This is a genomic window from Streptomyces sp. 2114.4, from assembly GCF_900187385.1.
Lineage (GTDB): Bacteria > Actinomycetota > Actinomycetes > Streptomycetales > Streptomycetaceae > Streptomyces > Streptomyces mooreae.
Window position 1 is genome coordinate 7,744,242 of the sequence record NZ_FYEY01000001.1, and the last position, 25,030, is coordinate 7,769,271.

Here is a 25,030-nt window from a genome sequence, read left to right on the forward strand (position 1 = left end):
CCGGCATGAGGCCGGCCGGATACGCCGTCCGCCCGCAGTCCTCGCCCCGGCCGCCGCCCCCACCACGGCCACGGAGCGGGTGGACGCGGCCAGGTGGCCGGATGTGGCGCGCCGTCCGCGCGGCTCGGCCGCCCGTACCGACGCGACCCGGCTCCTCGTCCAACGGGCCCTGGCCGCCCTGCCGTTGCGGGCCGCGCTCGGCGACGCACCCGTCACCGGCGCCGAGGGGCCCCTGCTGCGGGTGCACGAACCGGACGCGTTCTTCCGCCGGATCGGGGCCGACGGGCTGATCGGCTTCGGGGAGTCCTACATGGCGGGGGAGTGGGACACGGACGAACTGGTCGGCGTGCTGACCGTGCTCGCCTCCCACCTCACCTCGCTGGTACCCCGGCCCCTGCAGCGGCTGCGCGGCGCCTGGGCGCACCGACGTCCCCGCGCCCAGCGCAACACACCGGAGGGCGCACGGGAGAACATCCACCGGCACTACGACCTGTCCAACGACCTGTTCGCGCTCTTCCTGGACCGGACCATGACGTACTCCTCGGCCCTCTTTCCCAGGCGCCCCGCCGTCTGGAGCGATCTGACCGGGGCGCAGCACCGTAAGATCGACCGGCTGCTGGACCTGGCCGGTGTCGGCGAGGACACGCGCCTGCTGGAGATCGGCACCGGCTGGGGAGAGCTGGCCCTGCGCGCCGCCGCGCGCGGCGCCCGCGTGGTCACCGTGACCCTGTCACACGAGCAGCGCGCGCTCGCCCTGGCGCGTATCGCGCAGGCCGGTTACGCGGACCGGGTCTCGGTCGAACTGTGTGACTACCGGCAGGCGACCGGGGTCCACGACGCCGTGGTGAGCGTGGAGATGATCGAGGCGGTCGGTGAGGACTACTGGCCCGTCTACTTCGAGACCCTGGAACGCCTGCTGGCGCCCGGCGGCCGGATCGCGCTCCGCGCCCCGTCTTGCCGCCCTTCTCGCTGAGTACTTCGCGGGGGACCTGCCGGTGCGGCTGCGCGCCTGGGACGGCAGTGAAGCCGGACCGAAGACGGCACCGGTCGTGGTGCTGCGCTCACCCCGCGCGCTGCGCCGGCTGCTGTGGCAGCCCGGCGAACTCGGCCTGGCACAGGCGTACATCGCCGGCGATCTGGACGTCGAGGGCGACCTGGCCGAGGGGCTGAGCAGAGTGTGGCGCTCGGTGCGGGAGCACGGCACGGCTCCCACCGCTCCCGGCCCCCGGCAACTGGCCCGGATGGCGCTGACCGCCCTGCGGCTCGGCGCCCTGGGCCCGCGCCCGCCCGCGCCCGGGGCCCCGCAGGCACGGCTGCGGGGCGCGCTGCACAGCACCGCCCGCGACCGGGCCGCCATCAGCCACCACTACGACCTGTCCAACGACTGGGGGGTACGCGCTGCTGCTGGACGAGACCATGGCCTACTCCTGCGGCTACTGGAAACGCCCCGCCGACCCGTCCTACGGGCCGGCCGACGCCCAGCGCGACAAACTGGAGCTGGTCTGCCGCAAGCTGGGCCTTGGCCTCGGTGCCCGCCTCCTGGACCTCGGCTGCGGCTGGGGCAGCCTCGCGCTCCACGCGGCCCGGGAGTACCGCGCACAGGTCACCGCGGTCACGCTCTCGCGGGAGCAGCACGCCTCGTGGCCGCACGGGTGCAGGAGCTCGGGCTGAGCGAGCTCGTCGAGGTCGAACTGCGGCACTACCGGTACCTCACGAAGGACGGCTACGACGCGGTGGGCGCGATCGAGATGGGCGAGCACGTGGGCGACGCCGCCTACCCGGGGTTCGCCGCCCGGCTGCATGCCCTGGTGCGCCCCGGCGGACGGGTGCTGATCCAGCAGATGTCCCGTGGCGCCGCCGCACCCGGCGGCGGTGCGTTCATCGAGTCCTACATCGCCCCCGATATGCATATGCGCCCCCTGGGCGAGACCGTGGGCCTGCTGGAGGCCGGCGGGCTGGAGGTGCGCTCGGTCGAGTCGCTGCGGGGACCGGATTCCCCTGGGCGGCCTTCGCCGTCAACCTCGCCGTGGCGGCGGGCGTCGCGTTCGCCGTCCTGCTCTCCACGTTCGCCGTCGCCCGGGCCAAGGGGGTGCACCGGCTGGTGGACGTCGCCTGGGGCGCGGCGTTCACGGCGGTGGCGCTGACGACGTGTGCCCTGTCCGCCGGTTACGGGGACGACCGCAGGCGGCTCCTGGTCACCGTCGCCACGGCGGTGTGGGGGCTGCGGCTGTCCGTCCACCTCGCCCGGCGCGGCCGCGGGCACGGCGAGGACCCCCGCTATGAGCGGCTGCTGGCCAAGGCCCCCGGCAGCCGCGACGCTTACGCCCTGCGCACGGTGTACCTGTTGCAGGGCGGACTGGTGTGGCTGATCTCGCTCCCGGTGCAGGTCGCTCAGTACGTTGCGGTGCCGCCGGGGACGGGTGCCGTCGCCGGCGGGGTGGTGTGGGCGACCGGCTTTGTCTTCGAGAGCGTCGGCGATTTCCAGCTTGTCCGTTTCACAGCCAACCCCGGCAACCGGGGCCGCATCATGGACCGCGGCTTGTGGGCCTGGACCCGCCACCCCAACTACTTCGGCGACTTCCTCGTCTGGTGGGGGCTGTTCCTGTCGGCCTGCGGCACCCCGCAGAGCGACACGGTCGCCGTGGTCTCGCCACTGGTGATGTCGTACCTGCTCATCCACGGCAGCGGTAAGCGACTGATGGAGAACCACCTGGCCGACCGCCCCGGCTACGCTGCCTACACGGCCCGCACCAGCGGCTTCATTCCCCCGCCACCGCGCCGACACCCCCACCCGGAGGACCCCCGCCCATGACCACCGGCCCGGAACGGCCCACGGACCCGGACATCGGCGGCGGACGCCGGAACCCGCACCGGCCGCTGCTCGTCCACCGCCACCCGGACCCGCCACGGGCCGCGGTGCTGCTGCTGCACGGCGGCCGGGCGGACGGCCGCACTCCGCCTCCGCGGCTGAACCTCCCCGCACTGCGGATGCGGCCCTTCGGCTCCGCGATGACCCGGGCACCGGGCGGGCGGCAACTGCTGCTCGCCTCCGTGCGCTACCGCTGCCGCGGCTGGAACGGCCCGCAGGCGGACGCCGCCCAGGACGCCCGCCGGGCGCTCGACGAGCTGGCCGCGCTCGCGGCCGACGTGCCGGTCGTGCTCATCGGCCACTCCATGGGCGGCAGGGCCGCCCTGCACACCGGCGGACATCCGGCGGTCCGCGGCATCGTCGCGCTCGCCCCGTGGTGCCCGCCCGGGGAACCCGTCTCCCAGCTGCGCGACCGGACCGTCGTGCTGCTGCACGACAACCGCGACCGGATCACCGACGCCGAAGGCTCCCGGCTCTTCGCCGACCGCGCCCGGCGGTCGGGGGCTCGGGCCCACGCGGTCGCCATGCCGCGCGGCGGCCACACCATGCTCCGCGGCGCCCGCGCCTGGCACCGGCTGACTGTGAAGCTCGTCACTGCCATCATGGCCGATGAGCCGTTGCCGGTGCCGGCCGAAGAGAGGCCGTCGCCCGGATAGCGGCCCGGCTGCCGCACACCAGCCCCACACGGCACATCTTTGTGCACACGTCCCGTCCGTCGTCCACGCGGCGGGCGCGGAGCGAGCGGTGCGCGCGATCCGGCGTGCAGTTCCGCCCCGGCCCGGATCGCCGTGCCGGGCCCTTCCGCGTGCTCAAGTCGCGTGCGGGGAAGTCTCCTTCAGGGTGGGCAATCGGTGTGCGCTCTTTCCTGAACGGGCCGTCAGGGTGCGCCTCGACGGCGGTACTTGGCACGACCGGCGAGTACGTGATCGCCGCATTTGAGTCAAGAGGATCGCCGAAAACGAGCAAATGAGGCAACTTACTGACCAGATTGTCGCGTCTTCCGTGCAGAGTCATCAAACGGGGCCTTCAAGTGTGCCCCGCGGCAAGGGCTCGGAAACCGGGCTTCGAAGGAGAAGGTATGCGACCGTTTGCGTTGAGCTACGCCCGTCCGGCGGTGAAATCGCCGACGACCACCCCCTACAGCTATGACGCCACGCGGCAACTCAACGTCCTCCCGGACGGGCGCCCGGCCACCTGTAGCCGGGCGGTGCTGCTGGCGACCGGGACCACCGCCTCCACCGCCGGTTCCAAGACCCACTTCGACGACTGAGCGCCCCCATGACCGTCCTGGTCCTCACCTGCGAGGAAGACTTGACGGCGGACATCGTGGTGTCCACGCTGCAGGACCTCGGTGTCCCGCTCGTCCGCCTCGACCCCGCCGACCTGCCCGGTAGGGTCGCCCTGTCGGCGGAGTACGCCGGGGACGACTTCCACGGATACCTCAAAGCGGGCACCCGCATGGTGAGCCTCAGCAGTCTGCGTTCGGTATGGGTCCGCCGCCCCGGCACCCCCGGGGCCCGCGCCCCGGAACAGTCCGCCTGGATCACGGCGGAATCCGAGCAGGCGCTGTACGGCATGCTCTCCTGCACCCCGGCGCGCTGGATGAACCACCCTGTCGCGTCCGTGCAGGCACGCAACAAGCCCTGGCAGCTCCATATCGCCCATCGCAGCGGTTTCCTCGTGCCCCCCACGTTGATCACCACGTTCCCGGCGGTCGCCCGGCAGTTCGCCGCCGCCCACCAGGACCTCGTGGTGAAGTCGGTCAGCGGAAAGCACCCCGGTGACCCGCCACTCGTGCTGCCCACCACGCGCATCAGCCCGGACGCGGACTTCAGCGGCGTCGCGGCCGGCCCCACCCTGCTCCAGCAGCACATCCACAAGGAGGCCGATATCCGGCTGACCTGCGTCGGCGAGCAGCTGTTCGCCGCCCGTAAGAAAGCCGATCCCGACGAGGTGGACAGCCGTTTCAGTCAGCACGGCACCTGGGAGCCTGCCGAGGTGCCGGACTCCGTCCACCGGGCGGTGACCACCTATATGTCCACCGCCCGGCTTGCCTATGGTGCTTTTGACTTCGCCGAAGGCCCGGACGGGACATGGTGGTTCCTCGAATGCAACCAGGGCGGCCAGTTCGGTTTCGTCCAGTTGGAGACCGACCAGCCCATTGCCCAGGCCATCGCCGCCTGGCTGGCCGTGGAACCCCTCAGCTGATTCCTCGGCGGCGGACGGCCGCGGGGCGGCGAGGGCGGCGGGGCAGGGCCGTGTCGTTGCGCCGTGCCCGTCACCCTCGCGGCCCGGCGCACCGCCGTCCGAGTGCGGCGCGCGCCGGGCGGCCGCCGCCGTCCCCTACTTGCTCAGGACGTTCGCCACCACGATGAACAGCCCGATCATCACATCCACCCCACCGACCCGGAAGGACCCTGCCCAGCGCCGGCCCGCCACCCGGGCCGCCCACACCCCCCAGCCGAACAGCGCCACCATGTTGAAGCCCAGGGCGACGTCGATCGCGCTCGCCTCACCCCACCACTTCGCCTGGGCGCCGAGCAGCACCGCGATCGTCGGCACCATCGCGGCCACCAGCGGCCATTCGGTCAGCATGGAACGCACCGCGCTGGCGGTGACCTGGGAGTCCTCGTCCGTCCGGTGCGCGATGGAATGGGCGTAGCCGTGGGCGGCGGCCGATGCCACCGCCGACAGCGCCACCCACAACGCGTCGTACCCGGGGTCCGCCGGGTTCCCCTCATGGCCCAGCGCGGCCGCCAGCGCACTGGCGAGCACCGAGCCGTACACACCGCCGAACAGCAGCCGCTGCAGGGGCTCCCCCCGTCTGGGAGGCGGCAGGGAATCGTTGCGCAATACGGACACGGCGCCACCTCCCAGGACCGACGGGGGCTGCCCCCGCTCGGGGGCGCCCCCACGAGATGTAGCAGCCCCCGGCACGGATCCGTCCGAAGCTACGCCGACCGTGCCGGGCGAATAACCCCCGTGGCGCGGCGGGGTGACCCCGCGGTAGCGCGCGGGGCAGAGGACTCCGCCCGGTGTCCGCGGAACCGAGGACTCCGCCCGGTCGGCACAGCTCGTCAGGCGCGCAGGGTCAGGGCGGGGTGCGTACCGTTCAGATAGTGGTCGCCGATGTCGCGGAGAGCGTGGGTGGGGGAGGCCTGCGCCGTCAGCAGACGTGCGTTGCGCCAGAACCTGTCGAACCCCAGGGCCCTGTCCGGGGAGTCGGCGCCCTGGGTGAGTTCCAGGACACGGGTCGTGATGTCCATCGCCGACCTGCCGGTGACCGCCTCGGCCGCGGCGACCAGGACCGCGATGTCCGCGCGCTCGTCCACACCGAGTTCCTGCCCCGCGAGCAGGCCGCGCGCCAAGGCCTCGGTCGCCGATTCGACCACCGCCGCGGCGGTGTGGGCGGCCGTCACCAACTCCCCGTAGGCGAGCAGCTGGTAGGGGTCCGCACCCGTCCGGTCCGCGTACACATCCGAGTACGCCTGCGAGTACGCCTCCGGGTACGCCCCGTCGTCCGACCCCGTGGCCGGCCGGCTGCGCGAGGCGGCCCGGTCGATGTCCCGGGCCTCGGCAAGCGCTCCTTCGGCGGTCCCCAGGCTGACGTGGACAAGGGCGAGCCGGAGCGCCAGCGGGGCGAGCGTGGCGAAGGGGGAGAGGGCGTGCTCATCGTGGGGGACGGCGCCGAGCACCTGGTCGGCGGGGACGGGGACACCGTCGAAGCTCAGGCGCCCGGCGCCCGTGAGCCGCTGGCCGAGACGGTCGTGCTCGGCATCGGCCACCACCCCCGGGTGGGCCGGATCGACGCAGACGATCACTGACTCACCGCTCTCGGCGCATACCGCGCCCAGCATCAGCCGGTCGGCGACCTGGACGCCCGCGGCGAGCGCCTTGCACCCGTGAAGGACGTACCCGCCGCCGGCCGGGGTGAGCGTCAGATCGGGGCCCGCCGTCGGCTCCAGGTCCGGGATATCGGTGCTGCCGCCCCAGAGCCACTGCGCCGCCACCGACCGGAGTTCGAGCCCGTCGGCCTTTTCCGGGGTGCTGAAGAAACGGGTACTCCACGACAACGCATAGTGCCGGGCCAGCAGTTCACCGATGGAGCTGTCGGCCGCCGCGATCTCCCGGATGACCGCGCAGGCGGTACGCCAGTCGGTGCCGCGCTGGGCAGGTCCGGGCGGTGTCAGCAGGCCGGGCAGGCCCGCTTCGCGCAGCCGTGCGGCCTCGTCGAACGGAGGCTTGCCCGCACGGTCGCGGCTGAGCGCGTCGACGGCGAGATCATCCGCGATCTCCCGGGTGATGCGGAGCCGGATCCCTTCCTCGGCGAGGGGGCGGGGCTCCGTGAAGGCGGGGCGAGCGGCGGATTTCTTGGGCATGGCGCCCTTGACCGTCCCGTCGGGCGACTCCGGCGCGGCCGGGGAGACCGGATGGCCTGCCGGTGAATCGGTACGTACCGGTGTCCGCACGCCCATTTCTCCCACCCCTGATTCCTAGTTTTCCCACTGGATTAATAGGAAAGAGAATGCTTCCGGACTGCGGGCGGATCAAGGGGCGTTCAAGGGATGGACAGGCCGGTCTTGGCATCCGGACCTTCGCGGAGAGGCACCCCGAAACCCTCAGGGTGTCCTGAAGGAGCCCTGAGAGGATCCTGGACGGAGCCCTACGGGTTGGCCCAGGATGCCGGGTCCTCGGTGAGTGCGGACACCGGGTCCGGCAACTCGGCCGAGGCGACATCGGCCAGGGAGACGCCGTCGAGGATCTGGCGGACATTGGCCCGCAGCGCGATCCACAGCGGCAGCAGTGACTCGGCGGGCCCCGTGTAGGACAACTCCGGTGGGCGGACTCCGCGTACCGACACCAGCGGGCCGTCCACGACGCGGATGACATCCGCGATGCTGATCGCCTCCGCGGGCTTGGCCAGCCGGTAGCCGCCGTTGCCGCCGCGCTGGCTGTGGACGAGCCCGCCCCGGCGCATGTCGTTCAAGATGCCTTCGAGGAATTTATGCGGAATGTCCTGCGCTTGGGCAATGGCCTCCGCCTTGAGCGGCCCCGCATCCCGGGTAGCGGCGAGTTGCAGCGCCGCCCGCACGGCATAGTCCGCTCTGGCTGAGATCCGCATGCTGCGCATTATCCCGTAAGGGGCCCCGTCCGGGACCTCCGGGTGTCCCGGCCCGGGCTCTCCGGGGGCAGCCACGCCCGCCCGGAACGCCTGCGTCCCGCCCTCTGCCGGCCCCCTCCCAGGCCCTCCGTCATGCCCGTCGTCCGGTTGCGAGCCCGTACGACCGGACGGAGGCTCGACGTAGGCACCGACTCCGAGGTGAGTGTCGTGGCAGACAAAGGCGCGTCCATGTCCGTGGCCGAGTCCGCGGCCATGCGAACGCGAGGGCCCGACAGCGTGGAAATGGCCCTGGTCGTCAACGGTGTCTCCTGCGTCCTGGACCTGGAACCCCGGGTCAGCCTGCTGGACGCGTTGCGTGAGCACATGGCTCTCACCGGTTCCAAAAAGGGCTGTGACCAGGGAACCTGTGGGGCGTGCACGGTCTGGGTCGACGGGCGCAGAGTGCTGGCCTGCCTGACGCTGGCCGTCACCTGCGAAGGCCGGGAAGTGACCACCATCGAAGGCCTCGCCGACGGCGGGGAACTGCACCCGATGCAGCGTGCCTTCCTCGAGCACGACGCCTTCCAGTGCGGGTACTGCACCCCCGGGCAGATCATGTCGGCCGTCGCCGTGGTGAACGAAGGACATGCCGGATCCGACAGCGAGATCGCCGAGTGGATGAGCGGCAACATCTGCCGCTGCGCGGCCTATCCCCACATCCGCTCCGCCATCCGCGAGGTGTACGGCCACAGGACAGGACAGTGACGTGCGTGCCATCAGCTACACCCGTCCGACGGATGTGACCACTGCGGTCCGGGCGGTGACCAGCGACCCCGGAAGCTCCTACCTGGCGGGCGGCACCACGGAAGTCGACCTGCTCCGCCTCGATGTGCTGCGGCCCCATCGCCTGGTGGACATCAACCGACTGCCCCTGGCCGGGATCGAGGACCGTCCCGACGGGGGACTGCTCATCGGCGCGCTGGCCCGGATGAGCGAGGTGGCCGAGGCGCCGGCCGTGGTGCAACGCTTTCCGATGCTCTCCCAGGCACTGCTGCTCGGAGCCTCCGCGCAGCTGCGGAACATGGCCTCCATGGGCGGGAACCTGATGCAGCGAGTGCGGTGCGCCTACTACCGGGACCCCGAATCCGCATGCAACAAACGCGTTCCCGGCAGCGGCTGTTCCGCTCTGGAGGGGGCCCACCGCGGCCACGCGATCCTCGGCACCAGCGACCACTGCATCGCCACCCACCCCTCGGACATGGCGGTCGCACTCGTCGCCCTGGACGCCGTCGTGCACGTGGAGGGTGCCCATGGCTCCCGCAGCCTCCCGGTCGACGACTTCTTCCTGCTCCCCGAGGACACACCCGAGCGGGAGCACCCCCTCACACCCGGTGAACTGATCACCGCGATCGAGGTGCCCCCGGCCCCCGTGGCGCGCAGCTCGCTCTACCTCAAGGTGCGCGACCGCGAGTCCTACGAGTTCGCCCTCGCCTCGGCAGCCGCGGCGCTGGCGCTGGAGGACCGAGTGATCCGTGAGGTCCGGCTCGCCCTCGGCGGCGTGGCGACCAAACCGTGGCGCGCGCACCGGGCCGAGGACCTGCTCGTGGGGCGGCGCGCCGAGGCGGACGTGCTCGCACGGGCCGCGGGCGCGGAGCTGGCCCCCGCCGTCACCCGCCCGATGAACGCGTTCAAGGCGGAACTCGCCCGGCGGACCATCGTCCGTGCCCTGCAGACCGCTGCCGCGCAAGGAGGCGGGACGGCATGACCACGGGCGCCACCCTCACGGCCGTCGGCCGGCCTCTCCCGCGCGTCGACGGCCGGGCCAAAGTCACCGGAAGCGGCCGCTACGCAGCGGAGTACACCCTGCCCGGCACCGTGTACGCGGCTCTCGTCGGTGCCCGCACCGCCTGCGGCCGGGTCACCGGCATCGACACCCGCGCCGCGGAGAACGCCGGCGGTGTGCTGGCTGTACTGACCCACCGGAACCTGCCGAGAGTCGCCGCCCCGCCCCATCTGCTGCCGTCGCTGGCCGGTCACGCCGCCCCCGGGGAGAGCTTCTTCCCGATGCAGGACGAAGCCGTGCACTACTTCGGACAGCCGGTGGCCATGGTGATCGCCGACTCCTGCGAACGCGCCCAGTTCGCGGCCCGGCAGGTCCGTGTCGACTACGAGCGCAGCCCCTCCGTCACCACGCTCGAAGAGGGCCGGGACCAGGCCTACGAACCCGAAGCGATCTTCGCGGGATTCCTTCCCGCACGCAGCGTGCGCGGAGATGTCGAGGCCGGTTTCCGGGCGGCGACCCAACGCCTCGACGTGACCTATCACTTCGCGGCAAACCACCACAATCCCATCGAGCCGTCGGCCACCACAGCGGTCTGGGACGGCGACCGGCTCACTCTCTACGACGCCACCCAGGGAATCGTGGCGAGCCAGAGCACCGTGGCGGCACTGCTGGGCATCCCCCCGTCGAAGGTGCGGGTCCGTGCTCCGTACGTCGGCGGGGGATTCGGCTGCAAGGCCATGATCTGGCCGCATGTCACCCTGGCCGCCATGGCCGCACGCCATGTGCGGCGCCCCGTCAAACTGGCGCTCACCCGCGAGCAGATGTTCACCTCCTGCGGCCACCGCGAGGAGCAGGAGCAGCGCATCGAGCTCGGCGCCACGGACGAGGGCCGGCTCACCGCCCTGCGCCACCACAAGCTCTCGCTGACCTCGACTTTCGACGACTGGGCCGAACCCTCGCTCAGCATGGCCTCGCAGGCGTACGCCTGTCCCAACTACGAGGGCGTCTACCGGCTGATCCGCGGCAACACCATGACACCCACCTTCACCCGCGGGCCCGGCGAGACCACCGGGATGTACGCCATGGAATGCCTGATGGACGAGCTCGCCCACCGCATCGGCGTCGACCCGGTACAACTCCGGCTGCGCAATCACGCACAGTCCGACCCCCGGACCGGTCATCCGTGGTCGAGCGACGGCGCGGAGGAGTGCTACCGCCGCGGCGCGGCCCGCTTCGACTGGCACTCCCGCAACCCCGAACCCCGCTCCCAGCGGGACGGCAACTGGCTGATCGGCAAAGGCATGGCCACCGCCGGATACCCGGTGTTCTTCCCCATGCAGCCGCAACGTGCCAGGGCCCGTCTCTATGCCGACGGCTTCGCCGTGGTGCAGGCCGGCACGCAGGAATTCGGGACCGGGTCGGCCACCGCGATGACCCAGGTCGCCGCCGACGGCCTGGGAATCCCCGTGGAGCACGTCCGCTTCGAGTACGGCGACACCGACCTGCCGAACGTCGCGGCGACGGTCGGCTCGGCAGGCGCCGGCATGATCAGCGCCGCGGTGCACACCGCGGCCACCACGCTCCGCGACCAGATGATCGAGCAGGCGATCGCCGACCCCGCCTCCCCCCTGTACCAGGCGGACCCGGCCGCCGTCGTCGTCCGTGACGCACGGATGGAACTGCCGGACCGGCCCGGCGGCGTCGAGTCCTACCGCGACCTGATGCAGCGCCACTTCATGACCGACATGGACGCCCTCGGCAGCTGGACCCCGCCGCTCCCGGACGTGCCGTACGGGCTCGCCACCTTCGGCGCACAGTTCGCCGAGGTCGCCGTCGACCCGGACCTCGGTGTGGTCCGCGTGCGCCGGATGGTCGGTGCCTTCGCCCCGGGCCGGATCCTCAACGCAAGCACCGCGCGCAGCCAGGTCATGGGCGGCATGCTCTGGGGCATCGGCCAGGCGCTGCTGGAGGGCACGGTGGTCGACCCCCGCGACGGCCGCTGGGCGAACGCGAGCCTGGGGGAGTACCTGGTGCCGGTCAACGCCGACGCCCCCGATGTCGACATCGAGTTCGTGGAGGTACCGGACACGGTCGTGAACCCGCTGGGCGTCAAGGGCCTCGGAGAAGTCGGCATGGTCGGCGCCGCGGCAGCCATCGCCAACGCCGTCTTCCACGCGACCGGATACCGCGCCCGCGAACTGCCGATCAGGATCGAACACCTGCTGTAGGCACCGCTCCCGGCGCACCGTCTTCCGGCGCACCGTTTTATGGCGCGCCGCCTCCCCGCCCCTGTCCGACGCCGACGGCCACAGCCGGCACACCCCGGCCCCCGGGACCCCGTATCCGGGATCCCGTACGCGTCGGCGGTCTGGCGCTCGACACGGCGGCACACCGCGCGCGGCTCGACGACCGGGAGGTGGAGCTGACCCGGCGCGAGTTCGCCCTGCTGGAGGTCCTGGCCCGCAACGCCGGCCAGGTGCTGACCCGCGACCAGCTGCTGGAACGCGTAGGGGGCTACGACTTCGAGGTACGCACCGACGCGGTGGACACCTTCGTCAGCTATCTGCGACGCAAGCTGGAAGCGGGCGGGCGCAGCCGGATCGTGCACACCGTGCGGGGCGTCGGTTTTGTGCTGCGGGACGACGAGAGCGGGTCGGCACGATGAGGCTGTCCACCCGTATCGCGCTCGTGGTCGGGATGGTGGTGCCACTGCTGGTGGTGGTGTCCGGCTGGCTCCTGGTGCAGCTGGTGGGCAAGGACCTGCGTATCCAGGCGGACCGGCGTCTCACCGAACGTGCGCAGAGCGTGGCCGTGGCGGCGCGCGGCCTGCTGCGCGCCAGCTCCCACGACCGGCCCCGCGCCGAACAGGCCCGCCAGCGGAAGCTGTTCACCGCGGCCCTGGACGTCGGCGTCCGGCTGTCCGGCCCCGAGACCACCGTCATGGACGGACCGCAACCCGCCGCCTCGGTTCCGCTGCCCGTCGGCACCCGGCATCCGTCCACCGTGCGGTCGCGGGGCAAGAGCTGGCGGGTGCTGGCCGTGCCGGTCGCCGGCAGCGGCACCGGGGTGCACGGGATGCTGTGGCTGTTCTCCCCGGACACCGCGCGCGAGGCACAGCTCGGGATGGTGCGCCGAAGGGTGATCATGGTGGCGCTGCTCGCGGCCCCGCCGGCCGGCGCCGCGGCCTGGCTGCTCGCCGCCCGCGCGGCCCGGCCGCTGCGGCGTCTGCAGCAGGCGGCCGGCGGACTCGACCCGCACACCAGCGCCGCCCGCCTGGATCATGCCCCGACCCGCATCACCGAGGTCGACGATCTCGCCCGGACACTGCAGACCTTCCTGACCCGGTACGACGAGCAGGCCACCCGCACCGCCGAGGCGCTGGGCTCGGCACGCTCGTTCTCCGCCGCCGCGTCCCACGAACTGCGCACCCCGCTGATGAGCATGCAGACCAACCTCGACATCCTCGACGCCTTCCAGGACCTCGACGCCGCCGACCGCGCGGAGACGGTGGACGATCTGCGGCATGAACACGCCCGTCTGCTGGGCCTGTTGGTGATGTTGCGGGCACTTGCCCAAGGCGATCTGGTCGAGGCCGACTCGTTCGCCGTCATCGATATGGCGGATCTCGCCGACGAAGCCGCGGCGGATGCCCGGCGCAGGACCCCGGGGCCGAGGTGGTGGTCCACAGCAGCCCGGGACTGACGATCCACGGGTGGCAGCCGGGGCTGCGTTCGCTGCTGGACAACCTCCTGACGAACGCGCTGGTCCACGGCCGGTCCGCCGAGGGCGGTGCCCATGTCGCGCTCTCCCTCCGGGCCGGTGAGGACAGCGGCTCCCCCTGCGTGGTCCCCGGCGTCGAGGACCGCGGGCCGGGGGTGCCGCGGCAGCGCCGGGAGGCGGTCTTCCAGCGCTTCCAGCGTCGTCCGGACAGCCCGGGTTCCGGCCTCGGTCTCACCCTGGTCGCCCAGCAGGCCGCCCTGCACCGGGCCGGCCTGCGACTGCTGGACGGCCCCGGCGGCCGGGGAGCCCGCTTCGAGGTCGTCTTCCCCGCCGCGCCCGCCCACCGTCCTCAGCACACGGCACTGCCGGCGCGCCGGGACTGGCTGGCGGACCCCGCGGACCGCCCACAAGGTTTCCACAAAGAACATCCCTAACTTCTCCTCGCGGACGGGCACCGTGCCCGTCCCGTTCGTGAGGAGGACCTCTATGCGTACCCGGAGCATCGCCCTCTCGTCGGTGGCTGCCGCGACAGCCCTGCTCGGTGTCGCCGGCACCGCCGCTGCCGCGGACAGCACCCCGGCCCCGTCCGCCTCCGCCAACTCCGCCAAGACCCGTACGGGCGACGGCGCACAGGCGCTGTGCAAGCGCGCCCCGAAGATCGATAAGCGCCTCCACCGGGCTCTTCACCGTCTGCAGGGCAAGGCCGGGGTCCGTGGCTCCGTCGCCCGCCTGGAGAAGCGCGCGGAGAAGGCGAAGGCCGCCGGTCACACCGAGATCGCGACCTTCCTCAACCACAAGCTCGCCCACCGCAAATCCCTCGTCCCCACGCTCCAGCAGCGGCAGAAGGACCTCGCCAAGGTCGCCACCTGGTGCCGGTCCCACCACAACACGACCTCGTCGTGACCCGGACCGGACAGGCCTCGGTGACCGGTAGAGACCGACCAGGACGGCTGGTGGGATCGACAGGCACCGCCCCCCGCAGGTGAGGGGCGCCTGGTCCGGATGGCCTGACGCCCCTCCCCGGCCCCGGACGGCACAGCGCTACCTGCCGACACGGCCTCACCCGCCGCGTCCCCGGCGCACAACAGCCCGGATCGAGCGCTGCGCCGGGAGGCGTGTCCGCGGAGGGAACGGCTCAGTCCTCCGCCCGCTGGGTGACGGGAGCCTCGGTGCGGTCGCCCGGGAACTCGTACCAACGGCGTTGCAGACAGACATAGCGTGCATCGGCCTCGACCAGATGGAGGAAGGCCGTCACGGTCTCCCGCAGGCGTTCCTGCAGGGCGGGATCTGTCAGCTGCCCGTCCTCGGTGAACCCCTGATGCGCCGCGGCAAGACTGAACATATCGGGGTAGACCCGGGTGCCCAGATGCTCCAGCGGAACCCTCAGCGCCCACAGCCCCCGGTTGCCGCCGACCAGGGAGGGGGAGGCGGAGACCAGCAGCGCATGCTTGGTCTTGAACGGCTGCGGCCGGACCCGCGAGACCCAGTCGATCGCGTTCTTCACGACCCCAGGCACGGAAGCGTTGTACTCGGGGGAGGCGATCACAAAGGCCTCGCAGCGCTCCAGCCGGTCACGCAGCGCCAGCGCACCGTCCGGAACGCCTCCCTCGGCCTCGACATCACCGTCGTACAGGGGCATGTCGAATTCCCGCATCGCGGCCAGGTCCACCACGGCGCCGGCCTCGGTCATCATGCGTCCGACGAGGGAAGCCAGCCGGGCATTGGTCGACCCTGCCCGCAGCGCGGCGCCGAGAACAAGGACGCGCAGGGGTGCGGGGTGTCCATCCGTGGGCATGGTGACGTCCTTCCGGCACAGGAGAGCGTGTGCCGATGCCGCACACACGGCCACCGCCTGGGGGCGACGAAAGCGTACAGGCGCACAGGCGGCGCACCCGGTACCCACCACGCCATGTTCTGACCTGCGCTGCAGCTACACGGAAGCGCTGCGCGCCCGGTTCCGGGCGGCCCGGCGCCGCATGGCGTGCCGCTCGTCCTCGCTCATCCCGCCCCAGACGCCGGAATCCTGACGGGATTCGAGCGCCCACTGCAGGCACTGCCCCATCACCGGGCAGCGGCGGCAGACGGCCTTGGCCTCCTCGATCTGCAGGAGCGCGGGGCCGGTGTTACCGACGGGAAAGAAAATCTCCGGGTCCACTTCGCGGCACACCGCGTCGTGACGCCAGTCCATGGTTACCTCCGTTCTCCGCGCCCGAGCGCGGTCGGTTCCCTCACTTCGGGGCGCCGGGGGCTAACTGTCCGTGCACGGCCTCAATTACCTTTTCCAGGCGCCTTGTTGACTCGTCTTACTCGCTGTGCTCGCTGTCCTCGTGTGCCCGCTCCTGAGACCACAATGCGCTGTCATCGCTGTCATTGCCGTCATCGCAGTCGCCGATCGCCATGGCCATCCTCAGCCGGCATTGCCGTCCGGCGCGGCGGGACCACCATTGCCCAGGGCTGTCGCGGCGCCTACCCGTGCCTCGCCGTGGCACTCCTCCGCCGCGCAGGGTGGCGTGATGGCACGTGCACCGCGTCGCCCGAACACGCAGGGGACTACGGTCGCCGCCACGGCTCGGCGTAACGTCGGCCGTACCGCTGTGATCAGGAGGTTGAGACGGATGCTGGTACTGGGGCGTGCGCAGGTCGAGGCGCTGCTCGACATGGATTCGCTGATCGACGCCCTGGCGTCGGCGATGACGGACCTGAGCGCCGGCCGCGCCTCCTCGCCGGACCGCGTCGCCGCCCTGGTGCCGGAACGGGACGGGTTCTTGGCAGCCATGCCTGGCTACGTACCGTCGGCCGGGGTGCTCATGAGCAAGCTGGTCTCCGTCTTCCCGCACAACGGGGGCACCCCCGTGCCGACCCACCAGGCACTGATCGTCGTCTTCGATCCGCACACCGGAGAACCGGCAGCGCTGCTGGACGGCACGGCCATCACCGCGGCGCGGACCGCCGCCTGTTCGGCGCTCTCGGCACGCCTGCTGGCCCGTGAGGACGCCTCGGTGCTGGCGGTCCTGGGCACCGGAGCGCAGGCCCGGTCGCATGCCGAGGCGATGTGCCGGGTCCGCCCGATCCGGCACATCCGCGTGGCGGGCCGCGACCAGGCGAAGGCGGCCGCCCTGGCCGGCCACCTGTCCTCCGCACTCGACATCCCCGCCCGGGCGAGCGCCACCTACGCCGAGGCCCTTGACGGAGCGGAGATCGCCGCCGCGACCACCCACTCCGTCGCCCCCGTGATCCGCCGCTCCTGGCTGACCCCGGGCGTGCATGTGACCTCGGTGGGATTCAACCCGGAGGGCCGGGAGATCGACGATGCCACGGTGGCCGAAGCACTGGTATGTGTCGAGTCACGGCAGGCGGCGCTGGCGCCCTTCCCGGCGGGCAGCAACGACCTGCTGATCCCTCTGCGCGACGGCGTCATCACCGAGGCCCAGGTGCACGCCGAGCTGGGCGAACTCCTCGCAGGCAGCAAACCGGGCCGCTCCTCGCCGGACCAGATCACCCTCTACAAATCCGTCGGAGTGGCAGTGCAGGACGCGGCGGCCGCAGCCCTCGTCGTCGCCGCGGCCCGTGAACAGTCGGCGGGGACAGACATCCGGCTGGACTGATCCACACGCATCGGGACGGGCCTGACCACCTTCACCGGCTGGAGTGAACCAGGCTGCCTGCCCGGTGGCATCCGGCGGGAGCGCCCCAACGCTGCCTGCCCGCCCGGCTGAACGGCCTCACCCGGAACCCGACGGCTGCGGCCGTACTGCCGCGATCCGGAGGGGACGGGCGGTCTCACCGGCTTCACCAGCGTCACCGGGCGTACGGCGCAGAGGCGAACGGACCGCCTCAGCGTCCGTACGTCCGGTGGCACAACTGCAGAAGGTCCGAACGGACGTGGCCGGACGCCATCCGGCACACCACGCCGGCGTCCGTGCCGGGCCGGGGCCGCGAGGCCCGCGGGAGCTCTCGCGGAGCCGGGGCCGGAGCCTGGGCCCGGCCCCGGGCCGTGTGGCGCCGATGCCGGGGCGCCGCCCGTACCGGCTCCGGACGTGACCTCGACGGCGCGGCGTGAGCGGGGCGCGGCAGTGTCCGTCCCATGCCCCGCGGCCGTTGGTTTCCCGGCGCCGTATGCCGGGGGGCGGCATCATCTCGCTTGTGTGTCTTCGGGTGCCGTTTCGCCTTCCGCCGCACGGACGCCACATCCACCACCCGCTCGTGCGACGCCCCCCGGGTGGGCAGCAGCAACGGCGACGGCCGGGCCGGAGCGACCGTGCGTCCGCCCGGCGCGCGACCGGGACCGTGCAAGGGGCCGTCGGCGGAAAGGGATACGCAGCTGCTGGTGGCCAGGAGTACGGCTGCCGCTGCGGCGAGGCGAAGGAGGAGAGGGCGCACGTCTTCACGGTGTCGGAGGGCCGGGGCCTGTCCAAACGACGCGCCGGGCGTCCACGCGGACGAAGGACAAAACCGAACTCTCGTGGGGCCTCTGAGCTGACGGCGAAGCGGTGGTGGCGAGGAGCGGCGCTGCCGGTCACCTCTGCCACGGCTTCACGCCTTTGCGAAGGTGCGCGTCAACTCCTCGGCCACGATCTGCGCGCCCGGCGCGAACCACCGTCTGCGGTGCCGGACGAGCTGGACGGGCACCGGCTGCGCCCTCGGGCCGTCCACCACCGCCAACTGGCCGCCCTGAAGGTGGCGTTCGACGGTCACACGAGGGAGCATCGTCAGACCGAGACCCGCCGCGACACACGACCGGGCGGCATCGATGCTGCCGAACCGGGTGATCCGGGGAGAAGCCCCGGGCAGGCCCAGCAGTGTGCGGACGAGCCGGTCACTGTACGAGCACCCCTCCTCGTGCACGAAGAAGCTTTCGCCCGCCAACTCCTCCCAGTCGGCTGCCCGTCCGGCCAGCGGATGACCGGGCGCCACCACGTACACCAGCGATTCGTCCGCGATCCTGCGGGCCAGCAGATCGCTCTCGCCGACCTCCGGCTCCAGCAGCAGTGCGATGTCCAGCCGCCCGGTGCGCAGTCCGTCCACAGCCGTGGCCGTGCCGGCGGCGTGCAGCTGGACATCCAGGCGAGGGTGCGCGTGCCGCAAGGAAGCAATCACCGCGGGCAGCCGGGAGGAGCACAGCGAATCCCCCGCGCCGACGGCAACCTGGCCCTCGACGGTCCCGCCCGTCACATCACGCTGCCCGGCCGCGGCCGTCGCGCGGAGCCGGGCCACCGCGTCGAGCACTTCTTCGGCCTCTTCCAGCAGCCGCAGTCCCGCCCGGGTCGGGACCGTCCCCGACGGCATCCGGTCGAACAGCGGGGTCCCCAACTCCTTTTCCAGCGTGCGGATCTGGACGGTGACCGTGGACTGGGCGAGATGGAGTGCGCGAGCCGTGGCGGTGAAGCTTCCCGCCCTGGCGAGCGTCACGAAGGTACGCAGAAGTCTGGTGTCCACCGAACGTACGCTATCGCGATATCCGATGGGACCGAGCGAAAACCATCGTTGGACGCGATCGGATCGCGCTGCCATCGTGAAGCCATGACTTCTCCCATGTCGCCTCATACGTCGCCCCGTACCTCGCCTCATACGTCCCCCGTCGGCCGGGACTCGCGCCCGGACACCCACGCGAGCCCGGACGCCGACCGGAGCTCGGACACCCTCCAGAGCTCCGACAGCATCGAAGTCCTGCGCTACTCCGCCTTCACCACCGACCCGGCGGGCGGCAACCCGGCCGGTGTGGTGCTCGACGCCGCATCCCTCGACGATGCGCGAATGCTCGCCATCGCCGCGGACGTCGGCTACTCGGAGACCGCATTCGTCACGGCCCACGACACTGCCGCCCGCCGCTACCGCCTGCGGTACTTCAGCCCTCGCGCCGAAGTCGCCTTCTGCGGACATGCCACGATCGCCACGGCCGTGGCCCTCGCCTCCCGCTACGGAACCGGCGAGCTGCTGTTCGACACGCCCGCGGGGGAGATCAGGGTGGGGACCGGCCTCGTCGACGGGCTGACCCAGGCCACGCTCACCAGCGTGCCGGCGCACTCCCACCCGGCCGAGGAGGCCACCCAGGTCGAGCCGGCGCTGCGGGCCCTGCGCTGGACCAGGGACGATCTGGACGACGACCTCCCGCCGCACATCGCCTTCGCGGGCAACGACCACCTCGTCCTCGGAGTACGGAGCCGGGCACAACTGGCCGCCCTCGACTACGACTTCGACGCGCTGCACGACCTCATGCGGCAGCACGGCTGGACGACCGTGCACCTCGTCCACCGCGCGGGCCCCGGACGCCTCGACTTCCACGCCCGCGACCCCTTCCCGGTCGGCGGTGTCGTGGAAGACCCGGCTACCGGCGCCGCCGCCGCGGCCTTCGGCGGGTACCTGCGCGCCCTGGGGCTGGTCACGGAGCCGCTGCGGGTGCACATCCGGCAGGGCGAGGACATGGGCCGGCCCAGCGACCTCTACGTCGACCTCGACCCCGATGACCCACAGGTGCGGGTCACGGGGCAGGCCGTCCCGTTGCCCGCTCCGGGCCGGTGAGCCCGCGGGCGTGACGGAGGTGGCAGGTGGCCGCCGGCCTCACCGACCGGCGGCCGCGAAGCATCACGGCGGGACACCCCCGAGGGGGGAAGGAACCGCCCACATCGGGGGGCCGCTCACATCGGGGGCCGCTCACATCGGGAGGGACCGCAGACGTACCGGCCCCGCGGGCCACTGTGCCCCGTGGCGCAGTGGCACCCACATGGACCGCAGCGGCATGGTCACCGGCCCGTCCGGCTGCTCGACCTCGACGTCCTCCTGCAGGGTCCGCCAGTCGAGGCGTTGGTAGAGGGGGACAAGGTGCGGGCGGCAGAAGAGGAGTCCGTACTGCGGCCCCATCGTGCGGGCGTGTTCCAGAGCGGAGGTGACCACGAGCCGTGCCAGCCCGTGCCCCCGCAGATCAGGAGCGACGACCACCCCGCCGAAGCCCACCACCTGTGTCTCGACCGGGCCGGCCGAAAGGGGAAGCGTCACCAGACCCGTGTGCGCCACGAGGCGGCCGTCCCGTCGGACGGCGAAGTGCTCCTGCTTGGGCAGCCAGGTCAGACCGGCCTCCGCAACGCCGAAAGGGTCATCGTCGTCCCCGACGATCTCCCTCAGCTCCGCAGCCGTATACCGCGCGAGCCGGATCACGGCAGGCGACACTGAAGACGGGTTCGTTGTCATTCTCCGCATCATGCTGTCCCCACCAGGCCACAGGCAACGCCGGCCCCCGCACGGCGCATGCCACGGACCACGCCAACCCGGTTCCATACAGCATGAGTTGCCGTCTCGCATGTACGGCCCAACGGCTCACACGGTGGCCGATCGATAGGGTGCGCGTATGACCGAGCACTGGAGCGCAGCAGACCCAGGAGTCCTACGCTTCCCCTCGGGCGCCCTGGTCCGCGGCCGGGGCCTGCGCCACCCCCTCCCCTCAGGACCCACATCCGCACCCATGCCCACCTTCGCCGTCTACCTCCTCGGCAAGCAGCCCCCACGGACCGAGTGGGATGCCCGGTGGCTGTGCTGGCCCGATTTCCGGCTTCCCAAGGACCGCCGCCAGGCTCGTCTGCTGTTCAAGGAGGCGCTGACCCGGGCAGCGAACGAACGCGTCGAGGTAGCCTGCGGCGGCGGCCGCGGCCGAACGGGAACAGCCCTGGCATGTATGGCCGTTCTCGACGGGGTACCGCCAGACCGAGCCGTCGCCTACGTCCGTCAGCACTACCACCCTCGCGCCGTGGAAACCCCATGGCAACGACGCTTCGTCCTGCGCTTCGCAGACGACGCGTAGGGGGCCGCCCGCAGAGCCGGACGCTTTACCACGGCTTGGCCCCGAGGGCGGCGGTGGCCCCATCAGCGACGAGCTGCCACGCCCCGAACCTCGCCCGAACCTCACAGGGACCGGGTCCGGGGCCGTGTCAGGTCCGGTCGACGACACGGTGGCGCGGTCCATGGACGCTTCCGAGCAGGCGATAGCGCTGCGGATCGTGCACATGAATGCCCCCTGCGGTAGCCGGCATGCCGTGGTCCCAGCTGTCATCGGGTGTCTTCCGCACAGCGAGAAGAGCATGCAGGCCATCCGTGCTCACCAGGACGTGCGCGGGCCCCGGCGCGGCCGCGGTCGCTTCACGTAACTTGACCGCTGTCCGGTCCGCCCAACTCCTGACCAAATCCGCCGCGCGGGCCTCGGCACGCAGCACGACGAGGACATCCGCAGACTTCGGAACAGCGTCGGGAAGAACGCTGTGCAGCAACCGGTAGCGCATCAGTCCCGGTCGTTGAATTCCCGGCACCTCTTGATCAATGCGGCCCACCATGCCTGCTCGGTGCTCACGCATGAAGGCGAGATGAGCCTCGTCGCTCGCCCACCGCGCAAGACTCAGAAGCAGTCGTCCGTCCAGGCTCCCGAAACAGCTGAGCTGCTGGAATGCCTCGGGCTGAATCCTCGTGCACAACTCGCGCCACTCACCGAGCAATGCTTCCGCCGCTGCATGTTGCCGCTCCGGGGTGTCCACGATCCATTCACTGACCAGGATCGTGCCGGCATCGGCCCGGGGCATGTCGGGCAATGATCGAGAAACCATCTGTCGCGCCTTCCAGGGGTGGGGTGGGGACCAACCATCCGACCTCAACCGAAGTTGAGGTCAAGCCGTGCGGCCGGCGCTGCACGGGACCGACAAACGTCCCTGAGGCCATCGCCCGTGGCGCGGTCGGCCGCCTTCCAGTCCACCTCGATGCCGGCCCTCTCCGCGAGGACCAGCACCGTAGCGACGAACCCTTCGGACAGGGCGATCATGACGGCATGGCCGGTATGGCGGTGTCGCGCCAGCAGCGCGTCGACGAACGCTGTGAAGTCGGTGGGGTCGATCCGGCACTCGTCGGCATCCATCGGTCCGATCCCGGACGGCAGAGCCAATTCTTCTTCATGGAGGGCTACTTGGCGCAGGAACAACCGGGAGACCCCATTGGACGGGTTCCACAGGGTCTGGTCGCCCATGTCGTAGTACTGGCTCACGGGGACGCCTCTCCGCTGGTCACGGTGACAGCGTAATCGGGCGTTCCCGGCTGGTCCTGTGACGTCCACCCCCGCGGATGCCATTTCCCCGTGGGTCTCCCCGCCCATACGGTGCCTGTCATGACCTCCACACCAGCCCTCTGGCCCCTCGGACTCGCCCGTCCTGTACGGGGAGTGAAGGTGCACTCCCGGCAGACGCTCGGCGGCTGTGCGCCGACGTACGGCAGGGTCGAGCTCGACTTCGAACCCCTGCCGGCAGCGGTCGCCTCGTCCGTCGAGTTCGCCTGCGCCGTCTCACCCGAACCGGCACCGGACTTCGAAGACTTCCTCTGCCGGGGCGTGCTGCGGGAACTGTCCGGCACGGACACCGAGGACCCCGAAGCCCGCCGAGGAGCACCGGTGAACGCCCGGGTCATCGTGCGCGCCATGTCCTGGCACCATGTCGACACCTGCGAGCTGGTCTTCCTCCGCCTCGGAGCCCTCGCAGTGCGAGAAGCGCTGCGCTGCGTGGCGGAGGACCGTGCACCGCAGCTGATCGACACCAGGGCCAGGCTGGTCTTCTGACCCCGGTCGGCCGGTCGGCCGGTCGGCCGGCGGGCAGGCCGGCGCACTTCATGTTCCCGCACGAGCGGGTCCTGGTCCGAACCCACCCCGGGAGGGGCGCAGCACCGCGCTCCGTCGGCGGGCGGTCCCGTCGTTCAGTGGTGGCCGGAGGCCTGTTGCTGGAGGTAGGCGGCGACATCGGCCACGTCGTTGCCGAGGGCCAGGACGCCGTTGATGGCGGCGCCGGGGGTCGAGGCGCCGTTCACTCCGGCGAAGAACACATCGAAGTGGCCCCGGCGCGTCTCCAGATAGCCGGCCGCGGTCTCCGCGCCCACGGCCAGCCGGTCATTGAGGGCGTCACCGCCGGTCGCAGTGCCGGTTTTGGCGAAGACCTTGCCGCGTGACGGGCAGCTGCGGCAGGAATCCGCCAGGGTCCCGTCGATGCCCAGGACCGGTAGCGAGGTGCGGAAGCGCTGCGCCTCGGAGGTGTGCTGCCAGTACGCCAGCATCTGGGCCAGGGCGCGTGGTGTGGCCCGGTCGGCCGGGTTGCCGCCGCGGCCGTCGGCGAGCTGCACGGCCTTGCGTGCCACCCGTGCATGGTCCAGGAAGGTGGCCAGTACGGGGAAGCCGTCCTCGCAGTTGGTGCTTCCCGTACTGGTGGCCATCAGGCAGATCCCGAGGTTCGCCCCGAGGTTGTGGCTCACCTTGAGAATGAGCTTGGCGTACTCGGCGTAGAGAGGGGAGGTGTACCGGGCCACCGTGGGCACGCCCCGGTAGGACTTCGGCAACTGCCGGACCGGGTTGGGGCCGATCGCCTTCGCGCGGACCTCGACCCCGGCCCGTTTCAGTGCCTCGATCAGCGCGGTCCGGCCGAAGGCGTTCGGGTCCTTGATGGCGGACAGCCGGAGGACGGGAGCCGAACCCGCGGCGATGGTGCCGGACAGGCGGATCCGGGTGCCGTCGGCGGAGCTGCTCACGCTGATGTCGGCCGGTTTGCCCGCCGCGACGGTACGGACGGAGGACGTGACGTGGTAGGGCGCGACCTTCGGGCGCCAGTCCAGGCCGGCCGGGGCGCCCGCCTTGGCGCCGGGGGAGGTCAGCAGATCGATGACGTTGTCATTGATGATCAGTGGTGTGGGGGTCGGGGCGAGGACCGGATCCGGCCGGAACAGGCGCGCGTCGATGACCACGTCGCCGTCGACCCGGCGGATCCCCGAGCGGCGTACCTGCCGGGCCAGCTGGTCGATGCCGGCCAGCGGATTCTGCGGGGTGAGGGTGGCCCCCGGGACAGCGTTGGCGTAGGTGTGGTCGACGGTGGTGAAGGCGACGGTGCCGTTCTTGCGCGTTCGGCCACCCAGGGTGAGGTCGCCCTGCGCGACCAGGTCCAGGTTGCCCTTGAGCGTGGTGTTGTGGCGCTGCCCGACGGCGTGGATCGGCGTGCTGAAGCGGTGGTCGCCGCCAAGGGTGTGCCAGGCGCCGCTGACGCTGAACAGTTTGGCCGTTGACCCGGGGATGAAGAACTGGTCGGCGTCGCGGGACTGCGTCGTTTTGCCGGTCTCCGGGTCCCGCTGGAGCAGCCCCCACCGGGCATACCGGTAATCCGGCTTCCGCATGATCGAAGTGATCCGCGGATCGAGCGCCTGGGGCGTGGGGGAGGGAGCGACCTGGACGAGTCCGGTGAGGACGACACCGACGGCCAGCAGAACGCCCAGGAGTCTGGCGAGGCGCCCGTGGGAGGGCCGAGGGGTGACGGAGGGGGACATGCAGACTCCACCGATGGTGTTGATCTGTCGTGTATCTACCGCTATGTCCCCCTGAAGGTACTGCTCACCGCCCTCACGGGGCCGCAGGCGTCGGCCGGGGGGCCCCGCGGTCCCCCGGACGCTCCAGCGCACCGGCCCCTCGGGGGTGGTCCTGGTGCCACCCCGGAAACGGGCACCAGTGTGATCGAAACCGGTCCCCTGACCCCCGAGGATCCCTTTCATGGCAGCGCACCCT

At 71.6% G+C, this 25,030-nt stretch carries 24 protein-coding genes and 3 pseudogenes; 17 read left to right on the forward strand and 10 right to left on the reverse strand.

Translation table 11 applies throughout. From position 1 onward, the window contains the following. Positions 1 to 19 precede the first annotated feature (19 nt). From CFW40_RS34145 to tgmB, 6 genes and pseudogenes are all read left to right on the forward strand, one after another. A pseudogene (locus tag CFW40_RS34145) lies at positions 20 to 949 on the forward strand (cyclopropane-fatty-acyl-phospholipid synthase family protein); the annotation flags it as partial. A gap of 40 nt (positions 950 to 989) precedes the next feature. Then, a pseudogene (locus CFW40_RS34150) lies at positions 990 to 1,985 on the forward strand (class I SAM-dependent methyltransferase); the annotation flags it as partial. A 41-nt stretch (positions 1,986 to 2,026) separates the two neighbouring features. Then, positions 2,027 to 2,812 carry a DUF1295 domain-containing protein gene (locus tag CFW40_RS34155; RefSeq protein ID WP_088801588.1) on the forward strand — a complete coding sequence of 262 codons (786 nt, stop codon included), beginning with the start codon at positions 2,027 to 2,029 and terminating at the stop codon, positions 2,810 to 2,812. After that, positions 2,809 to 3,525 carry an alpha/beta fold hydrolase gene (locus CFW40_RS34160; protein WP_088801589.1) on the forward strand — a complete coding sequence of 239 codons (717 nt, stop codon included), beginning with the start codon at positions 2,809 to 2,811 and terminating at the stop codon, positions 3,523 to 3,525. The genes CFW40_RS34155 and CFW40_RS34160 overlap by 4 nt, the downstream gene beginning before the upstream one ends. 422 nt (positions 3,526 to 3,947) lie before the next feature. Continuing rightward, complete coding sequence (tgmA, locus tag CFW40_RS34165) at positions 3,948 to 4,139, forward strand: putative ATP-grasp-modified RiPP (RefSeq protein ID WP_030079154.1); 192 nt, start codon at positions 3,948 to 3,950, stop codon at positions 4,137 to 4,139. Between the two features lie 8 nt (positions 4,140 to 4,147). Then, complete coding sequence (gene tgmB / locus CFW40_RS34170) at positions 4,148 to 5,077, forward strand: ATP-grasp ribosomal peptide maturase (protein ID WP_088801591.1); 930 nt, start codon at positions 4,148 to 4,150, stop codon at positions 5,075 to 5,077. Positions 5,078 to 5,212: 135 nt separating this feature from the next. Here the strand turns inward: tgmB and CFW40_RS34175 are convergent, their stop codons facing one another. The 3 genes from CFW40_RS34175 to CFW40_RS34185 form a co-directional block, all read right to left on the reverse strand. Then, complete coding sequence (locus CFW40_RS34175) at positions 5,213 to 5,731, reverse strand: hypothetical protein (protein ID WP_256331127.1); 519 nt, start codon at positions 5,729 to 5,731, stop codon at positions 5,213 to 5,215. Between the two features lie 215 nt (positions 5,732 to 5,946). Then, positions 5,947 to 7,248, reverse strand: coding sequence for an acyl-CoA dehydrogenase (locus CFW40_RS34180; RefSeq protein ID WP_088802544.1), 1,302 nt, complete (start codon positions 7,246 to 7,248; stop codon positions 5,947 to 5,949). 284 nt (positions 7,249 to 7,532) lie between these two features. Next, a complete protein-coding gene (locus CFW40_RS34185; RefSeq protein ID WP_088802545.1) occupies positions 7,533 to 7,991 on the reverse strand; it encodes an Rrf2 family transcriptional regulator in 459 nt (152 codons plus the stop codon). Positions 7,992 to 8,243: 252 nt separating this feature from the next. On the opposite strand from CFW40_RS34185, the gene CFW40_RS34190 reads away from it, so the two are divergent. From CFW40_RS34190 to CFW40_RS34215, 7 genes and pseudogenes are all read left to right on the forward strand, one after another. Continuing rightward, positions 8,244 to 8,735: a (2Fe-2S)-binding protein gene (locus tag CFW40_RS34190; protein ID WP_088802546.1), complete on the forward strand. Its 492-nt coding sequence runs from the start codon at positions 8,244 to 8,246 to the stop codon at positions 8,733 to 8,735. Position 8,736: 1 nt separating this feature from the next. Then, entirely contained in the window at positions 8,737 to 9,735 is a 999-nt protein-coding gene (locus tag CFW40_RS34195) for a xanthine dehydrogenase family protein subunit M (protein WP_088801592.1), read from the forward strand. After that, positions 9,732 to 11,981, forward strand: coding sequence for a xanthine dehydrogenase family protein molybdopterin-binding subunit (locus CFW40_RS34200; protein WP_088801593.1), 2,250 nt, complete (start codon positions 9,732 to 9,734; stop codon positions 11,979 to 11,981). The genes CFW40_RS34195 and CFW40_RS34200 overlap by 4 nt, the downstream gene beginning before the upstream one ends. A 125-nt stretch (positions 11,982 to 12,106) precedes the next feature. Next, positions 12,107 to 12,418, forward strand: a pseudogene (locus tag CFW40_RS34205) (winged helix-turn-helix domain-containing protein); the annotation flags it as partial. Then, positions 12,415 to 13,455 carry a histidine kinase dimerization/phospho-acceptor domain-containing protein gene (locus CFW40_RS34210; protein ID WP_256331125.1) on the forward strand — a complete coding sequence of 347 codons (1,041 nt, stop codon included), beginning with the start codon at positions 12,415 to 12,417 and terminating at the stop codon, positions 13,453 to 13,455. The pseudogene CFW40_RS34205 and the gene CFW40_RS34210, both read left to right, overlap by 4 nt. Next, complete coding sequence (locus CFW40_RS38530) at positions 13,431 to 13,907, forward strand: sensor histidine kinase KdpD (protein ID WP_256331124.1); 477 nt, start codon at positions 13,431 to 13,433, stop codon at positions 13,905 to 13,907. Before CFW40_RS34210 ends, CFW40_RS38530 begins: the two co-directional genes overlap by 25 nt. Positions 13,908 to 13,959: 52 nt before the next feature. Further along, the gene (locus CFW40_RS34215) at positions 13,960 to 14,376 is read left to right on the forward strand and encodes a hypothetical protein (RefSeq protein WP_088801594.1); all 417 of its coding nucleotides are present in this window, start codon (positions 13,960 to 13,962) and stop codon (positions 14,374 to 14,376) included. 232 nt (positions 14,377 to 14,608) lie between these two features. Here CFW40_RS34215 and CFW40_RS34220 read toward each other — a convergent pair whose 3' ends face one another. Together CFW40_RS34220 and CFW40_RS34225 are read right to left on the reverse strand one after the other, a co-directional pair. Then, a complete protein-coding gene (locus CFW40_RS34220; protein ID WP_088801595.1) occupies positions 14,609 to 15,268 on the reverse strand; it encodes an NADPH-dependent FMN reductase in 660 nt (219 codons plus the stop codon). A 135-nt stretch (positions 15,269 to 15,403) separates the two neighbouring features. Further along, complete coding sequence (locus CFW40_RS34225; protein ID WP_088801596.1) at positions 15,404 to 15,661, reverse strand: WhiB family transcriptional regulator; 258 nt, start codon at positions 15,659 to 15,661, stop codon at positions 15,404 to 15,406. A 427-nt stretch (positions 15,662 to 16,088) separates the two neighbouring features. Between CFW40_RS34225 and CFW40_RS34230 the strand changes: the two genes are divergently transcribed. Further along, positions 16,089 to 17,078, forward strand: coding sequence for an ornithine cyclodeaminase family protein (locus tag CFW40_RS34230; RefSeq protein WP_088801597.1), 990 nt, complete (start codon positions 16,089 to 16,091; stop codon positions 17,076 to 17,078). A 928-nt stretch (positions 17,079 to 18,006) separates the two neighbouring features. Here CFW40_RS34230 and CFW40_RS34235 read toward each other — a convergent pair. After that, a complete protein-coding gene (locus CFW40_RS34235) occupies positions 18,007 to 18,909 on the reverse strand; it encodes a LysR family transcriptional regulator (RefSeq protein ID WP_088801598.1) in 903 nt (300 codons plus the stop codon). 84 nt (positions 18,910 to 18,993) lie between these two features. Between CFW40_RS34235 and CFW40_RS34240 the strand changes: the two genes are divergently transcribed. Then, on the forward strand, positions 18,994 to 19,992 hold the full coding sequence (locus CFW40_RS34240) for a PhzF family phenazine biosynthesis protein (protein ID WP_256331123.1): 999 nt from the start codon (positions 18,994 to 18,996) through the stop codon (positions 19,990 to 19,992). A gap of 132 nt (positions 19,993 to 20,124) precedes the next feature. On the opposite strand, the gene CFW40_RS34245 is transcribed toward CFW40_RS34240, so the two are convergent. After that, positions 20,125 to 20,658, reverse strand: a complete 534-nt coding sequence (locus CFW40_RS34245; protein ID WP_088801600.1) for a GNAT family N-acetyltransferase — start codon at positions 20,656 to 20,658, stop codon at positions 20,125 to 20,127. 157 nt (positions 20,659 to 20,815) lie between these two features. Between CFW40_RS34245 and CFW40_RS34250 the strand changes: the two genes are divergently transcribed. Then, positions 20,816 to 21,265: a protein-tyrosine phosphatase family protein gene (locus CFW40_RS34250; protein ID WP_088801601.1), complete on the forward strand. Its 450-nt coding sequence runs from the start codon at positions 20,816 to 20,818 to the stop codon at positions 21,263 to 21,265. 127 nt (positions 21,266 to 21,392) lie between these two features. Here the strand turns inward: CFW40_RS34250 and CFW40_RS34255 are convergent, their stop codons facing one another. Both CFW40_RS34255 and CFW40_RS34260 read right to left on the reverse strand, forming a co-directional pair. Next, positions 21,393 to 22,058 carry an antibiotic biosynthesis monooxygenase gene (locus CFW40_RS34255; RefSeq protein ID WP_143034511.1) on the reverse strand — a complete coding sequence of 222 codons (666 nt, stop codon included), beginning with the start codon at positions 22,056 to 22,058 and terminating at the stop codon, positions 21,393 to 21,395. Between the two features lie 44 nt (positions 22,059 to 22,102). Continuing rightward, on the reverse strand, positions 22,103 to 22,489 hold the full coding sequence (locus tag CFW40_RS34260) for a DUF6086 family protein (protein ID WP_220457253.1): 387 nt from the start codon (positions 22,487 to 22,489) through the stop codon (positions 22,103 to 22,105). Positions 22,490 to 22,609: 120 nt separating this feature from the next. On the opposite strand from CFW40_RS34260, the gene CFW40_RS34265 reads away from it, so the two are divergent. Beyond that, positions 22,610 to 23,053, forward strand: coding sequence for a hypothetical protein (locus CFW40_RS34265; RefSeq protein ID WP_143034510.1), 444 nt, complete (start codon positions 22,610 to 22,612; stop codon positions 23,051 to 23,053). A gap of 134 nt (positions 23,054 to 23,187) precedes the next feature. Here the strand turns inward: CFW40_RS34265 and dacB are convergent, their stop codons facing one another. Next, positions 23,188 to 24,795 carry a D-alanyl-D-alanine carboxypeptidase/D-alanyl-D-alanine-endopeptidase gene (dacB, locus tag CFW40_RS34270; RefSeq protein WP_088801604.1) on the reverse strand — a complete coding sequence of 536 codons (1,608 nt, stop codon included), beginning with the start codon at positions 24,793 to 24,795 and terminating at the stop codon, positions 23,188 to 23,190. Positions 24,796 to 25,030: the final 235 nt, after the last annotated feature.

What these genes read in the sequence shown, in the direction of transcription:
- CFW40_RS34160 (WP_088801589.1), top strand. Translation starts at nt 2,809, where the DNA reads ATGACCACCGGCCCGGAACGGCCCACGGACCCGGACATCGGCGGCGGA.
- tgmA (WP_030079154.1), top strand. Translation starts at nt 3,948, where the DNA reads ATGCGACCGTTTGCGTTGAGCTACGCCCGTCCGGCGGTGAAATCGCCG.
- tgmB (WP_088801591.1), top strand. Translation starts at nt 4,148, where the DNA reads ATGACCGTCCTGGTCCTCACCTGCGAGGAAGACTTGACGGCGGACATC.
- CFW40_RS34180 (WP_088802544.1), bottom strand. Translation starts at nt 7,248, where the DNA reads ATGCCCAAGAAATCCGCCGCTCGCCCCGCCTTCACGGAGCCCCGCCCC.
- CFW40_RS34185 (WP_088802545.1), bottom strand. Translation starts at nt 7,991, where the DNA reads ATGCGGATCTCAGCCAGAGCGGACTATGCCGTGCGGGCGGCGCTGCAA.
- CFW40_RS34190 (WP_088802546.1), top strand. Translation starts at nt 8,244, where the DNA reads ATGCGAACGCGAGGGCCCGACAGCGTGGAAATGGCCCTGGTCGTCAAC.
- CFW40_RS34200 (WP_088801593.1), top strand. Translation starts at nt 9,732, where the DNA reads ATGACCACGGGCGCCACCCTCACGGCCGTCGGCCGGCCTCTCCCGCGC.
- CFW40_RS34210 (WP_256331125.1), top strand. Translation starts at nt 12,415, where the DNA reads ATGAGGCTGTCCACCCGTATCGCGCTCGTGGTCGGGATGGTGGTGCCA.
- CFW40_RS34215 (WP_088801594.1), top strand. Translation starts at nt 13,960, where the DNA reads ATGCGTACCCGGAGCATCGCCCTCTCGTCGGTGGCTGCCGCGACAGCC.
- CFW40_RS34220 (WP_088801595.1), bottom strand. Translation starts at nt 15,268, where the DNA reads ATGCCCACGGATGGACACCCCGCACCCCTGCGCGTCCTTGTTCTCGGC.
- CFW40_RS34225 (WP_088801596.1), bottom strand. Translation starts at nt 15,661, where the DNA reads ATGGACTGGCGTCACGACGCGGTGTGCCGCGAAGTGGACCCGGAGATT.
- CFW40_RS34230 (WP_088801597.1), top strand. Translation starts at nt 16,089, where the DNA reads ATGCTGGTACTGGGGCGTGCGCAGGTCGAGGCGCTGCTCGACATGGAT.
- CFW40_RS34240 (WP_256331123.1), top strand. Translation starts at nt 18,994, where the DNA reads ATGACTTCTCCCATGTCGCCTCATACGTCGCCCCGTACCTCGCCTCAT.
- CFW40_RS34245 (WP_088801600.1), bottom strand. Translation starts at nt 20,658, where the DNA reads ATGACAACGAACCCGTCTTCAGTGTCGCCTGCCGTGATCCGGCTCGCG.
- CFW40_RS34250 (WP_088801601.1), top strand. Translation starts at nt 20,816, where the DNA reads ATGACCGAGCACTGGAGCGCAGCAGACCCAGGAGTCCTACGCTTCCCC.
- CFW40_RS34255 (WP_143034511.1), bottom strand. Translation starts at nt 22,058, where the DNA reads ATGGTTTCTCGATCATTGCCCGACATGCCCCGGGCCGATGCCGGCACG.
- CFW40_RS34265 (WP_143034510.1), top strand. Translation starts at nt 22,610, where the DNA reads ATGACCTCCACACCAGCCCTCTGGCCCCTCGGACTCGCCCGTCCTGTA.
- dacB (WP_088801604.1), bottom strand. Translation starts at nt 24,795, where the DNA reads ATGTCCCCCTCCGTCACCCCTCGGCCCTCCCACGGGCGCCTCGCCAGA.